The organism is Pseudomonas sp. S2_B07, assembly GCF_054668435.1.
In genome coordinates this window covers 3,847,568-3,860,368 of sequence record NZ_CP162769.1, presented here as the reverse complement: position 1 = coordinate 3,860,368, position 12,801 = coordinate 3,847,568, and the positions used below count along the sequence as shown (strand labels likewise).

Below are 12,801 nucleotides of genomic sequence, written 5' to 3'. Positions count from 1 at the left end.
GCACTATGTCCTCTGACCTGTGGAGCTTTTCCCTGACCACTTACGCCCGTCCCGGCGTCGAACGCGCATGCCTGCAGTTGCAGTCAGCCGGCGCCAATGTGTGTTTGCTGTTCTGTGGAGCGTGGCTTGGACAGCGTGGCGTCGTCTGCAATGAACAGCGAATCAAGCTACTGCGCACCGTGGCGGAGCCTTGGGATGGAGACGTCGTGCAACCGTTGCGCGCCTTGCGCATGCGATGGAAAGTCGTCGCGACTGACGATGCCGAGCTGAAAAAGCTGCGTGAACAAGTGAAGGCGCTGGAGCTGGAAGCCGAACGGCATCTGTTGTTGCGGCTGGAGCGAACGGCGCAGAGCTGGCCGCAGGGTGAGGCGACCGATCTGACGGCCTGGCTGGAAGGTGTGGCGGCAGGCGCCGCCAACCTGGACCGCGACGCGCTGCATCAGCTGCGCGTCGCGGTAACCGGCACTTAGGAAGCGCTGGTTGGGGTGGTGCTGGCGCTCGACGGTGCGGCTGGCGTTGGCGCAGCCGTGGCTGTCGAGGTGGTTGCTGCGGGTGCAGCCGATGCTGCTGGCGCCGGAGTCACTGGCTTGGCAGCAGGCGCTGGAGTCGGCTTGGCAACGGCAGGTTTTGCAGCAGCTGGTTTGGCCGCTGGTTTTGCAGCCGGTTTGGCAGCGGCAGGTTTGGCGGCTGGTTTTGCAGCCGGTTTAGCAGCGGCAGGTTTAGCGGCTGGTTTAGCAGCGGCTGGCTTGGCGGCAGTAGCGGGTTTCGCGGCAGCCGTTTTGGCGGCAGGTTTAGCAGCCGGTTTGGCAGCAGCTTTTACAGCGGGTTTAGCAGCTGGTTTGGCAGCAGCTTTTACAGCCGGTTTAGCGGCAGGCTTGGCAGCAGCGGTTCGCGCAGCAACTGGCTTGGCAGCAGGTTTTGCAGCAGCCGTTTTGGCGGCTGGTTTAGCAGCCGGTTTAGCGGCTACGGCTCTTGCAGCAGCAGGTTTGGCAGCAGGCGATTTTGCAGCAGGCTTGGCAGCAGCGGTTCGCGCGGCGGCTGGCTTGGCGGCAGGTCTCGCAGCGGCTGTTTTAGCCGCCGGTTTGGCAGCGCTGGCAGCGGCTGGTTTTTTCGCAGCGGCAGGTTTTGCAGCAGTTTTCACCGCTGGCTTGGCAGCAGGCTTGGCCGGCGCTTTTGCAGCAGCTGGCTTGGCAGCGGCTTTCTTGACCGGTACTGCAGCAGGTTTGGCTGCACGCAGGGACAACGCCTTGCCGACAGCCTCTTGTACACGACCGACGCCTTGGGCCAGTTTCAGGCTTTCTTGAGCATCGCGTTTGAGTTGCAGAATGTAGGCACGGGTGTCGGACTGACGATCCTTGAGGGCATCGAGCACGTCTTCGAGTTGCTGCACGCTGTCCTTCGCCTTGGCTTGTGCCTTGGCCTTGCCGGCCGACGCAGCGTCCTGCAATTTGGTACGGGACTTGTGTAATTTTTCCTGTGCTTTTCCGCGCTGTTTTTCCAGTTTGGCGAGCAGTTTTTCAGCATCAGCCAAGGCTTGGGAACAAGCGTTTTCCAAATGCTCGAGCAGGCTGCCCGACAGTTGTTGGAGTAAGTGCAACGGGGTATTTACAGGCTTCTTGGTGGCCGACATGGTTTACCTCCTGGCTGACGTGGGTGCGGCTCATACTAGACCTCTGCTGCTACCGCCGCTAGGGCATGTTGACAGTATCGAAAGCGTTGCGTTGCAACGGATCGAAAAACTTCTGCGCTTGTGCAAAACCAGTTCACCTTTGTGCGCATTCTCACTGGCATAATCCACCGCATTCCAGGTCGGAGAGTGCCCATGTCGCGCTACCTTTTTTTATCGCTGTGCGTGTTTTTTTCAGTGGCTCAAGCCGACGAAAAAACCTCCGCAAATAACCCTCACGATCTTGCTTACAGCCTGGGCGCGAGCCTCGGTGAACGCCTGCGTCAGGAGGTTCCCGATCTACAACTTCAGGCACTGCTGGAGGGTCTGCAACAAGCGTATCAAGGCAAGCCACTGGCGCTGAAGGACGAGCAGATCGAGCGAATCCTGGCCGAGCATGAAGCCCAGCTCGCCGAGCAACCGGCGCTCCCGCAAAGCGAAGCCGCACTGGAAAAAGAGCAGCGATTTCTCACTGAGGAAAAAGCCAAACCGGGTGTTCGCGAATTGGCCGATGGCGTGTTGCTGACAGAGCTGACTCCCGGCACCGGTGCCAAGGCCGGCCCAAATGGCAAGGTCCAGGTTTTGTATGTCGGGCGCCTGCCGGACGGCACGGTGTTCGATCAGAACAATCAGCCGCAGTGGTTCAGTCTCGACAGCGTGATCAGCGGCTGGCGCAGCGCACTGCAAAACATGCCGGTGGGTGCGAAATGGCGCCTGGTGATTCCATCGTCTCAAGCCTATGGCGCGGACGGTGCCGGCGACCTGATCGCCCCCTTCACCCCGCTGGTTTTTGAAGTCGAATTGCGCGGCGCTACCAGCTGAAAAACAGGCATAAAAAAACGGCGCGCAGTGCGCACCGTTTTTAACTTGCCGGGAGGGATTCAGGCCTGAACCGAGTCCTCTTCCTTGTGAGCGGTATGCAGCACTTCGATCAGGCAATCTTCCAGTTCGAAGCGTTCATGCAACAAGCCGCCCAACTCCTTGAATTTCTCCGCGACGCACTTGCCTGCATCACACAGGTCGTTGAACGCCAGCAGCTTCTCGGTGATGACATCGATGCGCGGGTAGAGGGTCTCGGCCAGTTCCAGACCACGCTTGTCGTTGAAAGCCTTGGCCTCCCCCGTCAACTGCTCGTAGATCTCGAAGTGCCCGGCAGACACGTAATCGACCAGCACTCCGCAGAACTCCTGCAAGGGCTTTCGATCCTCGCTCAGTGCTTCAGGCTTTGCACCGAGCTTGTCGTAGGCATCAATCAGATCTTTGCGCTCCTGCAACCAGCGATCGATCAGCAGGTGCACTCCGCCCCAGCGTTCCTGAGCATTCTGACAACTTTCGAGCATGGTGATCTCTCTTCCCTTGTGGGTCAGCTGCTCTATGCCTGCTCGCCTCTTGTTACGTCAGTGGGCGGTCGGGCAGAGCGTCATCGAGCAACATAATTCCAATGACACGTGCGGGCCAGATTATGCCCGCGCGACTGTGGCTTCAAGGTACGCAGGAGATAAAGTTCATACAAGTGTTTAATCACCCATCTGCACCCGGTGCGACGACACGCCGCTGAGCGGTCGCTCACACGCGAGCCAGACGACGCGCAGCAACTGATAAACCCCCAGAATCGTCACCCCGACAAAGAACAGCAGGCTCCATTCCGGAATGCTCAGGTCGAACAATGTCCAGGAAATCTCGGCACAATCAGCGTTCCCTTTGAACATCTCCGTGACCCGGCACAACCAGGGCATGTTCTCGTACGAGCCTTCCAGGTCTGGCGGGCACGTCGACAGCACATGTGATGGGTCACTTTGCAGCAAAATCTGCCGCCACGCCGTAATCATGCCCGCGAGGCTGCAGAAGAATCCAAGTAACCAATACAGGAACGATCCAAAGCGTCCGGGGCCCTGCACGGAGGCTGTCAGACAAACACCCGTCAGCAACGCCAGACAAACCCGCTGCAAAACGCACAGGCCGCAAGGTTTGAGTCCGACCGCATATTCCAGGTAATAGGAAACGCCCAAGGCCAGGGAACCTGTAATGAAAACCATGAAAAACAAGGAGCGTGAGCAGGCCAAAGACATGGCTTTTCCGTACCAGTAGAGACAGGTGGTTACGGTAGAGGAAAGCGCGCCAGCCTTTCAAGGCAGGCCGGCACGGACACTTCACCAGAAGTGTAGGGAATTCCCGACAGTGTCGAGAGGAATCGGTGTAGCCCTCTGTAGGACGTTGCCGATCAGGGACTACAAAGCCAAACACACGACGCGTTTCGAGCCCCCTGAGAACGCCGCCCCGCCCATGTAGCAGCGGCCGAAGGCTGCGTCCGGCGGCGCAGCAGTCGTAAAATCAGGCGCTCTGGTTTATCAGGTCGACCGCGTTATCTTTATGACGACTGCTTCGCAGCCGGACGCAGCCTTCGGCAGCTGCTACAGACCAGCCTCAGGCGTAAACGGGAGTGGGCAACGGTGCCGCCAGCAGGCGCTCATCGAGCATGCCCAGGCCTTCCTGGAACAACTGATTGCTGCGTTCCGTATCGCCCAGTTGCGCCAGCAACCGCGCCAACTCCGCACAGGCTTCCGGATTGCGCTGAACCCGCAGACTGCTTTCAAGATAGTCTCGCGCCTTGCCCCACAAGCTGTTTTGCAGGCACAAGCGGCCCAGTGTCAGCAACAGGCTTGGGTCAGCCGGATGATCCTTGAGCCACCCCTCGGCAGTCTGCAGTTGCCGAGCCGGATCGCTGCCGCGAACCAATCCGTACAGGCGCGCCAGATGGCTGTCGTAATTGCGCTTGAGGGCCGTGCGCAGAACCTCCTCCGCCTCGACCTGCGCCCCCAGTTGTCGTAGCTGCTCGGCATAGGCCAGCACCAATTGCGGTTCCTGACGCTGAGCCGACGTAAGCTGTTGCCAGGCGCGAGTGAGCGATTGCAAACCGACCTTGCCGTCCTCTTCCTGATGCGCCGCCAGCGACAGGTTTTCACCCCACGCACGACGCTCCAGCTCGGCCAGTTCGGCGGGCGGCAGGACTTTATCCTTGCGCAACTCGGGCAACAGGCGAATCACCGCTGACCAGTCGCCACGCTGCTGAAGCAGGCGCTGTAACTGGCGCAATGTCTGGGCGTTATGGGGATGACGCTCATGCATGGCCTCAAGGGTGGCCAAGGCTCCGTCGGTATCGCCACGGTCGGTCTGCAATTGCGCATGACTCAAGGCAATCGCCAGTTCAGCCTGCGGTTGACGTTCGAGGGCGCGCTCCAGCAAGTTGTCGCTTTCTTCGTAATGACCCTGCTCGTTGGCGGCACGTGCCGCGCCGAGGTAATAGAGCAGTGGCTGGCGCTCGGCTTCGGCCGCCCGATGCAAATGACGCTGCGCACTGGCCCAGCGACCTTCCGCCAGATCCAGCTGACCGTGCTCGATCGCCACTTGCACCCGGCGGCTGCGATTGCGCCGCGACCAGGGATTGACCACGCCACTGGAGGTCATCACCAGCTCAACCAGCACCTTGATGCCCCAGAACAGTAGCCACAACACCGCGATCAATGCGAGGGTCGCCCACAGGCTCGATTCGTAACGAAAGCTCTTGTAGGCAATCAGCACGTATCCGGCATGCTCGGCAATCGCCAGTCCCAGCGCGGCAGCAGCGGCGATCACCAGGAACACGATCACATAGAGGCGTTTCATGGCGTTGCCTCCTGGGCGGTACCCGCAGCAGGCTTGGCCATTGGCTTGATCGAGTCTTCAGCGTTGACATTACGCCGCTCCAGATACCCCTGGACCGCGCTCAGGGTACCCGTCAGATCCGGTGTCACGACCGTGACCCGTTGTTTGCTCAACTCGCCAACCTGCTCCAGCATCACTTTGCTCTGGGGGTTGTCCGGGTTGAAGTTGCCGGTCAACACGTCCCGCGCCTCCGCCAGCGCCTGGGTGTAAACCGCGGCCTGGCCATTGAGCGCGGCCCATTGCGCCTGCTCCAGCGCCAGGCTCAGGGCAAGGCGCACCTGGCTCAGGCTCTGCCCGGCCAACAGTGGACGGACATTTTTGTCAGCATTGAAGTCGATACGGATGTAACGGGAGATCTGATCCCACCACTGCGCCCAGCGACTGGCACCGTCGCCATCAGCGGTCAGGCCCAGCAGTGATTCACCCCGGTCCTTGTACTCGGGCGCCAGCTCGGTGAGGTCGATCACTTGATCACGCAATGCGCCCAGGCGCAGGAACAAGCCGGTGCGATCCGGCTGTTCTGTACTGCGCAACGCCACGAGGGTTTTGGCCACTTGCTCGCGAGCGGCGAAGGAACCCGGATCGTTCTGTTCACGGAGTATGTCGTCGGCACCCTGCACCAGCGCCTGGGCGCTGCTGATGTCCTGCAAGGCAGAGAGGCGCAGGCTGGCCAGACGCAGCAAGTGCTCGGCCTCGGCCAGGCGCCAATCCTTGCGGCTGGCACCGAGGACGGTTTCCAGGCGCTGGTTCAGACGCTGTTGATCGCCCTGCAACTGCGTGACCAGACGGGCGCGAGCATCCAGTTCATCAACGGCGGGCAACTGCTCCAAACGTGCGCTGATGCGCTGTTCATTGAGCCTGAGGCTTTGCGCCTGGTCGTTCAGCGCTTGCACCTGAGCCAGTTGCTGCTGGTTATTGGCTTGCAGGTGTCGCACCTGCCAGACACCCCAACCGCCCACGGCAACACCGGCAGCGCCGAGCAGCAGCGCGACGATTGCCAGGCCATTGCCTCGGCGCTGCACGTCAGCGGGTGTCGCGGTTTCAACCGGAGTTTCAACCGGCGCATCAAGCACTGGCTGGACGTCATCTTTAGGCAAGGCAGTTTCGCTCACGTATCCATCCTTTGCATTAGAGAACGGGTTCGGGATGCTCCCGTAACGCCGTCAGCAAAGCCGCGGCACTGGCGCCGCGACAATCCACAACTGTTTGGGCCCCGGCGGCACGTGCCAGCCCGGCGACCCTGGGACTTGGAACAAACAACGGCAACCGCGCCAATTGTGGCCAGGCAACGCCAGCCAGTTGATGCAGGTGCTCAAAACCTTGTCCACTGCTGACCACCAGCCCGTTCAAGCGTTCCGCTTCAATCCGGTCAGGCAGTGCCGCCGGCGGGTAATGCGGCAAGCCGCGACGGTACAACTCCAGATACTCGACACTAGCACCAAGCTCGCGCAAACGCTCTGCCAGGAGTTCACGCCCACCTTCCCCGCGCATGATCAACACGCGCGGATCGGGCCGGTTGATAGCCTCGCGCAACCCGGGAAGTTCCAGCAAGGCTTCGCTGTCATCACCCTCGGCCGGAAAGCTTACGTCCAGCCCGCGGCCCTCGAGGATCTGCGCAGTGGCGGCGCCGACACTGAACCACTTCAACGCAGGTGACTGCGGCCAATACCGGTCAACCAGATCAACACCGATTCTGGCCGCGGGTTTGCTGACCACGATCACCGCACAGAAGCGATCCAGTGTCTGAATCAGCGCGCGCATTGTGTCAGAGGCCGGGATTGGCTCGATTTCCAAAAGCGGCAAGCTGCTGCTGAAAATCCCCGCTTGCGCCAGAACATCGCTCAGCGCTGCGGATTCATCCGCAGGGCGCGTCAGCAGCAAGCGCCAGCCAGTCACTCGTGACCTGCCTCGCCATACACCGCTTTCAGGATATCGTCGGCGCCCTGGCTCAAAAGGTCCTCGGCGACTTGCACGCCCAAGGTTTCAGCGTCAGCGCGTGGCGCACGGGCCTCTGCGCTGAGCAACAGGCCGCCACTTGGGTCTCCGACCAGGCCACGCAACCAGATCTGCTCGCCTTCCAACACGGCGTAGCAGGCAATCGGCACTTGGCAGCCACCGTTCAAATGTTTGTTGAGTGCACGTTCGGCGGTCACGCGAGTGGCAGTGTCCAGATGGTGCAGCGGTGCCAACAAGGCATGGATTTCGCTGTCGGCGGAGCGGCATTCGATACCGACTGCGCCCTGGCCACCGGCCGGCAGGCTGTCGTCGACACTGATGGCCGAGGTGATGCGGTCTTCGAAGCCCAGGCGAATCAGGCCAGCGGCAGCGAGGATGATGGCGTCGTACTCACCCGCATCGAGCTTGGCCAGGCGCGTATTGACGTTGCCACGCAAGAAGCGGATCTGCAGGTCCGGACGACGGGTCAGCAGTTGAGCCTGACGGCGCAGACTGGAGGTACCGACGACGCTGCCTTTCGGCAACTCATCCAGGCTGGAGTAGGTGTTGGAGACGAATGCATCGCGCGGGTCTTCACGCTCGCAGATGCAAAACAGGCCAAGGCCTTCGGGAAAGTCCATCGGTACGTCTTTCATCGAGTGCACAGCGATGTCGGCTTCATTTTCCAGCAACGCGGTTTCCAGCTCTTTGACGAACAGGCCCTTGCCGCCGATTTTCGACAGCGGCGAGTCCAGCAGCTTGTCGCCACGACTGACCATGGGCACCAGCGTCACGAGCAGACCGGGATGGGCCTCTTCCAGACGGGCTTTGACGTATTCGGCCTGCCATAAGGCCAGGGCGCTTTTGCGGGTGGCGATGCGGATTTCGCGAGAGGACATGGATCAATCCGTACTGAATAGATACGGCGGATAATAACAGCTCAGCCAAATCCACTTTGACTTGAATCAGATACTGCGTGGCCTCCCTGGCCTGTATGTGCGGCAAGCGGGTGTGAAGTTCGCCCTGTGAACGGCGAATTAAAGCTGCTGCATCATCTTGCGCACGCCGGCCACATGGCGTCGGCTGACGATCAATGCGTCGCCGTTCAGACCTTTGAGGAACAGCTGAAAATGCCCCAGAGGTGTGCGCTGCAAGCGTTCGATACGCTCGCGGGCGACCAGGGCGTTGCGGTGGATACGCACGAATCGGTCACCAAATTCGTCCTCAAGGGCCTTGAGCGGTTCATCCAGCAACACTTCGCCGCTTTCATGGCGCAAGGTCACGTATTTGTGGTCGGCAATGAAGTAGACCACCTGATCCAGTGGGATCAGCTCGATACCCTTTCGGGTTCGTGCACTGATGTGGCTACGCGGTCCGCTACCACTTTCGGCGGCGGGACGCGTCAGGGCGGCGAGCTGGAGACGATTGGGGCGCTCGGCTTTTTTCAATGCTTCGTGAAGATGTTCAGTACGCACAGGTTTCACCACATAGCCTACGGCGCTGGCCTGTAAGGCTTCCACGGCAAATTCATCGGGTCCTGTACAAAACACCACAGCGGGCGGAGTTTCGCGTTCGCACAACCGCGCAGCCACTTGCAGGCCGTCAAGGCCTGGCATGCGGATATCGAGCAACACGATATCCGGCTTGTGGCTGTCGATCAGTGCCAACGCCTCTTCGCCGTTCGTGGCGCTCGGCTCCAGGACACTGTATCCCTCGAGTTCGCCGACCATTCGGCTCAGGCGCTCGCGGGCCAAGGGTTCGTCATCAACGATCAGGACATTCATATTGCGCTGGATTCCTGCGTGAGTCTCGCACAAGGATAACGTAGACAGGTGAAGTGACGTCCGTCACCGCGATCCACGCTAAGACTAGCGCGAGGGCCAAAAAGTGCCGCGAAATCGGCGGCTAAATTTTCAACTGCCGCGTGATTGGAGGCTCTGGCCCGCGTTGGCGAGGGATCGCCGTAGGGTTTGCCGATACACAATATGAACACCCCCTCTTCTTATAGTCAGTAATCGCACCAGAAAGTGCGGTGATCCTACTGTCCAACTGTAGACGGTTGCCGGGACGTTATTGCTCAAATGAAAAATATCGTTGCGCAATTTCCCGAAGGCTCACCTTGAGTATGGACCGCGCAATAAGAAAAAAACGTATCGACCAGTGTCAGCGACAGGATTGGCAACCCTGTTATTATCCGCGACAGCTTTCAACGTCACTTTTCTCCAGCCGATACGAGCGAATTCATGAGCACTGACAAGACCAATCAGTCCTGGGGCGGCCGCTTCAGTGAACCCGTCGACGCCTTCGTCGCCCGCTTCACCGCCTCCGTCACTTTCGACCAGCGCCTGTATCGCCACGACATCATGGGCTCGATCGCCCACGCCACCATGCTGGCCAAGGTCGGCGTGCTGACCGATGCCGAGCGCGACAGCATCATTGACGGCCTGAACACCATCCAGGGTGAAATCGAGGCCGGCCAGTTCGACTGGCGCATCGACCTCGAAGACGTGCACATGAACATCGAGGCGCGCCTGACCGATCGCATCGGCGTCACTGGCAAGAAGCTGCACACCGGCCGTAGCCGTAACGACCAGGTTGCCACCGATATCCGCCTGTGGCTGCGTGACGAGATCGACCTGATCCTCGGCGAAATCACCCGCCTGCAAAAAGGTTTGCTGGAGCAGGCAGAGCGCGAAGCTGGCAGCATCATGCCCGGCTTCACTCACCTGCAAACCGCACAGCCCGTGACTTTCGGGCACCACATGCTGGCCTGGTTCGAAATGCTCAGCCGCGACTATGAGCGTCTGGTCGACTGCCGCAAGCGTACCAACCGCATGCCATTGGGCAGCGCTGCGCTGGCGGGCACCACCTACCCGATCGACCGCGAATACACCGCGCAGCTACTGGGCTTCGACGCCGTCGGCGGCAACTCGCTGGACAACGTGTCCGATCGCGACTTCGCCATCGAGTTCTGCTCGGCGGCCAGCATCGCGATGATGCACCTGTCGCGCTTCTCCGAAGAGCTGGTGCTGTGGACCAGCGCGCAATTCCAGTTCATCGATCTGCCAGACCGCTTCTGCACCGGCAGCTCGATCATGCCGCAAAAGAAAAATCCGGACGTGCCGGAACTGGTTCGCGGCAAATCCGGCCGCGTCTTCGGCGCACTGATGGGCCTGCTGACCTTGATGAAGGGCCAGCCGTTGGCCTACAACAAGGACAATCAGGAAGACAAAGAGCCGCTGTTCGACGCCGCCGATACCCTGCGCGACTCGTTGCGAGCCTTTGCCGACATGATCCCGGCGATCAAACCCAAGCACGCGATGATGCGCGAAGCGGCGCTGCGCGGTTTCTCCACTGCCACCGACCTGGCCGACTACCTGGTGCGCCGTGGCCTGCCGTTCCGTGACTGCCACGAAATTGTTGGCCATGCGGTGAAGTACGGTGTGGAAAACGGCAAGGACCTGGCGGAAATGAGTCTGGAAGAGCTGCGTAAATTCAGCGACCAGATCGATCAGGACGTGTTTGCCGTGCTGACCCTGGAAGGCTCGGTGAATGCCCGTGACCATATCGGCGGCACTGCGCCAGCACAGGTCAAGCAGGCAGTGGTTCGCGGCCAGGCGTTGCTCGCCAGCCGCTAAAAGCTTCGTCGGAACGCCGCCCGGAGCCGGCTCGCCTCCACAGTGGCCCGGTGTGTTCAGCACTTTCCACTGTGGGAGCGAGCTTGCTCCGGGCGGCGCTCCGACGATGACTGACTTCAGAACGCTACAAATTTCATTTCTTGGACGCGATCATCGCCATAAACGCTGGCATCGCCGCTTCCTTGTCCGCAGCAATCCTCTGCACATTCGGATTCGCCTCCAGACGCTCCAGCAGCGCCCTGGCTTCTGGCATCTCGGCCAACAAATCCAGGCCAAACAACTTCTGCCCCACCGCAGCGGCCAATGGCACGCTATACAGGAAATACAGATCGGCAACGCTCAGGCTGTCACCCGCCACATAAGGGGCGAACTTGCCGTGTCGCGCCAGCGAGGCGAACCCCAGCAGCAACTCGGACCTGGTCCTGTCCTTGATTGCCTCTGGCACTGGCGAGCCAAAAAACGCCTCGCCGTAGCACATGCGCCCCGGCAACTCGATGTACAGCTCGATTTCCTTGGCCAGCGCCAGCACCTGGGCGCGCTCGAAAGGATCGCTTGGCAACAGAGGAGTGCCTTTCTGGCTTTGTTCGATGTATTCGAGAATGATGGCGGTTTCATTAACGAAACCCTGTTCGACGCCCAGCACTGGCACCTTGCCGCGCGGACTGATGGTCAGCGCTTCCGGGCTCGGGCCAGGGTAAAACAGCACTTCTTCGAACGGCAGTCCCTTCTCCAGCAGCGCCAGTTTCACCATGTTGTAGTAGTTGCTGACGGAAAATCCATAAAGCTTGAGCATCACAAAGCCTCCAGGCCGTGCGGGGTTGGCAGTCCTGTTTTATAGAACGCCGAAGCGATTCTTGCCAGCAGCATCACAGCGCTGAATGCAGGTAAACTGGCCGCCTTAACTTGAGGAGCCTGCCATGAGCGAGCCAATCGACATCGATAGCGACGAAGAAGAATTTACCGAAACCACCCTGATCGAAGCCATCGAAAACCAGATCGAAAGCGACAACCCGCCGGCTGCCAAGGCCACCTTCAACAAGTTGACGCTGGTCGGTTACGAACGTGAAGAAATCCTCAACATGATGGCTCACGTGTTAGCGGTAGAAATCGACGCGATCCTGGAAGAAGACCGCGCGTTCAACACCGAATGGTACGAAACAGCGCTGCGTGCGCTGCCGGAATTGCCGCCGGAAAAGAAGTAAGCGAACACCATGCGGGAGCGGGCAATCCGCTCCTACACAAATTGTCACCCATCCATCCTGCCTTCCCCCATGCCCTGACTACACTGGTACGCACCCCGCTGCCGCACCAGCCGCCGGGGAATGCTTCCCGAGGTGAAAAAACCCTGATGCAGGCACTGGACATGCCGCACGAGTGGGCTCACCTTAGGGGCGCTGTCGTCCAATTCCTAGAAAGTCTGGAGTCCTTATGTCGCTTACCCCTGAGTTGGTTGCCGAACTGGAAATCCTCGCACTCTTCAACCTGGACAGTTCCCAGGAAGGTTTGAAAATTCATCAGACCGCTGCCCCGAAAGCCATTGCCGCCGCCCAACGCCTGTTTGAAAAGGAACTGATCGACCAGCCCGATGGCGGTTACCTGACCAGCCTGGGGCGTGACGCCGCGCAAAACGTGCAAACGCTGCTGACCATTCTGAACGTCCGAGAAACTGCCTGAGATCACCGCTTCGCCCACGGAAACCCCTGCCACGGGATTTCCGCGGGCAAACCCGGCGGCCTGCTGTCGCCTCGCGATAAAAATCTGACGTCAAAAATACAAATTCAGCTTAAAGGTGGCGGGCCCGAGGCGCTAAACTGCCCCTCATCCGCCGCCCCCACGTCCGAGCCTCGCGAGCCGGTTTGA

14 protein-coding genes and 1 pseudogene are annotated in these 12,801 nt (G+C 60.1%); 5 read left to right on the top strand and 10 right to left on the bottom strand.

The window, feature by feature from the left end; translation table 11 throughout:
- The first annotated feature begins 5 nt into the window (after nucleotides 1–5).
- Nucleotides 6–470 carry a TIGR02444 family protein gene (locus AB4N43_RS17725; protein ID WP_027926424.1) on the top strand — a complete coding sequence of 155 codons (465 nt, stop codon included), beginning with the start codon at nucleotides 6–8 and terminating at the stop codon, nucleotides 468–470.
- Here AB4N43_RS17725 and AB4N43_RS17720 read toward each other — a convergent pair.
- Nucleotides 467–1,630: an AlgP family protein gene (locus AB4N43_RS17720; RefSeq protein WP_027926423.1), complete on the bottom strand. Its 1,164-nt coding sequence runs from the start codon at nucleotides 1,628–1,630 to the stop codon at nucleotides 467–469. The two genes, AB4N43_RS17725 and AB4N43_RS17720, sit on opposite strands and share 4 nt — an antisense overlap.
- Nucleotides 1,631–1,822: 192 nt before the next feature.
- On the opposite strand from AB4N43_RS17720, the gene AB4N43_RS17715 reads away from it, so the two are divergent.
- Complete coding sequence (locus tag AB4N43_RS17715) at nucleotides 1,823–2,488, top strand: FKBP-type peptidyl-prolyl cis-trans isomerase (RefSeq protein ID WP_027926422.1); 666 nt, start codon at nucleotides 1,823–1,825, stop codon at nucleotides 2,486–2,488.
- Between the two features lie 59 nt (nucleotides 2,489–2,547).
- Here AB4N43_RS17715 and AB4N43_RS17710 read toward each other — a convergent pair whose 3' ends face one another.
- The 8 genes and pseudogenes from AB4N43_RS17710 to AB4N43_RS17675 all read right to left on the bottom strand — a co-directional run.
- A complete protein-coding gene (locus tag AB4N43_RS17710; RefSeq protein WP_027926421.1) occupies nucleotides 2,548–3,006 on the bottom strand; it encodes an Rsd/AlgQ family anti-sigma factor in 459 nt (152 codons plus the stop codon).
- Between the two features lie 177 nt (nucleotides 3,007–3,183).
- The gene (locus AB4N43_RS17705; protein WP_027926420.1) at nucleotides 3,184–3,735 is read right to left on the bottom strand and encodes a disulfide bond formation protein B; all 552 of its coding nucleotides are present in this window, start codon (nucleotides 3,733–3,735) and stop codon (nucleotides 3,184–3,186) included.
- Nucleotides 3,736–4,090: 355 nt separating this feature from the next.
- Nucleotides 4,091–5,329, bottom strand: a complete 1,239-nt coding sequence (locus tag AB4N43_RS17700; RefSeq protein WP_027926419.1) for a heme biosynthesis protein HemY — start codon at nucleotides 5,327–5,329, stop codon at nucleotides 4,091–4,093.
- Nucleotides 5,326–6,480 carry a uroporphyrinogen-III C-methyltransferase gene (locus AB4N43_RS17695; RefSeq protein WP_027926418.1) on the bottom strand — a complete coding sequence of 385 codons (1,155 nt, stop codon included), beginning with the start codon at nucleotides 6,478–6,480 and terminating at the stop codon, nucleotides 5,326–5,328. The genes AB4N43_RS17700 and AB4N43_RS17695 overlap by 4 nt, the downstream gene beginning before the upstream one ends.
- 16 nt (nucleotides 6,481–6,496) lie before the next feature.
- Nucleotides 6,497–7,264: a uroporphyrinogen-III synthase gene (locus AB4N43_RS17690; protein ID WP_027926417.1), complete on the bottom strand. Its 768-nt coding sequence runs from the start codon at nucleotides 7,262–7,264 to the stop codon at nucleotides 6,497–6,499.
- Nucleotides 7,261–8,202 (bottom strand): hydroxymethylbilane synthase, encoded by a 942-nt coding sequence (gene hemC / locus AB4N43_RS17685; protein WP_027926416.1) that lies wholly within the window; start codon nucleotides 8,200–8,202, stop codon nucleotides 7,261–7,263. The genes AB4N43_RS17690 and hemC overlap by 4 nt, the downstream gene beginning before the upstream one ends.
- 138 nt (nucleotides 8,203–8,340) lie before the next feature.
- On the bottom strand, nucleotides 8,341–9,087 hold the full coding sequence (locus tag AB4N43_RS17680; RefSeq protein ID WP_027926415.1) for a LytR/AlgR family response regulator transcription factor: 747 nt from the start codon (nucleotides 9,085–9,087) through the stop codon (nucleotides 8,341–8,343).
- Nucleotides 9,084–9,200 (bottom strand): annotated as a pseudogene (locus tag AB4N43_RS17675) (sensor histidine kinase); the annotation flags it as partial. The gene AB4N43_RS17680 and the pseudogene AB4N43_RS17675, both read right to left, overlap by 4 nt.
- A gap of 346 nt (nucleotides 9,201–9,546) precedes the next feature.
- On the opposite strand from AB4N43_RS17675, the gene argH reads away from it, so the two are divergent.
- Nucleotides 9,547–10,941 carry an argininosuccinate lyase gene (gene argH / locus AB4N43_RS17670; protein WP_027926414.1) on the top strand — a complete coding sequence of 465 codons (1,395 nt, stop codon included), beginning with the start codon at nucleotides 9,547–9,549 and terminating at the stop codon, nucleotides 10,939–10,941.
- A 133-nt stretch (nucleotides 10,942–11,074) separates the two neighbouring features.
- Here the strand turns inward: argH and AB4N43_RS17665 are convergent, their stop codons facing one another.
- A complete protein-coding gene (locus AB4N43_RS17665; protein WP_460151770.1) occupies nucleotides 11,075–11,734 on the bottom strand; it encodes a glutathione S-transferase family protein in 660 nt (219 codons plus the stop codon).
- Nucleotides 11,735–11,858: 124 nt separating this feature from the next.
- Between AB4N43_RS17665 and AB4N43_RS17660 the strand changes: the two genes are divergently transcribed.
- Together AB4N43_RS17660 and AB4N43_RS17655 are read left to right on the top strand one after the other, a co-directional pair.
- On the top strand, nucleotides 11,859–12,143 hold the full coding sequence (locus AB4N43_RS17660; RefSeq protein WP_027926412.1) for a hypothetical protein: 285 nt from the start codon (nucleotides 11,859–11,861) through the stop codon (nucleotides 12,141–12,143).
- 226 nt (nucleotides 12,144–12,369) lie between these two features.
- Entirely contained in the window at nucleotides 12,370–12,615 is a 246-nt protein-coding gene (locus tag AB4N43_RS17655; RefSeq protein ID WP_027926411.1) for a TIGR02647 family protein, read from the top strand.
- The last annotated feature ends 186 nt before the right edge of the window (nucleotides 12,616–12,801 follow it).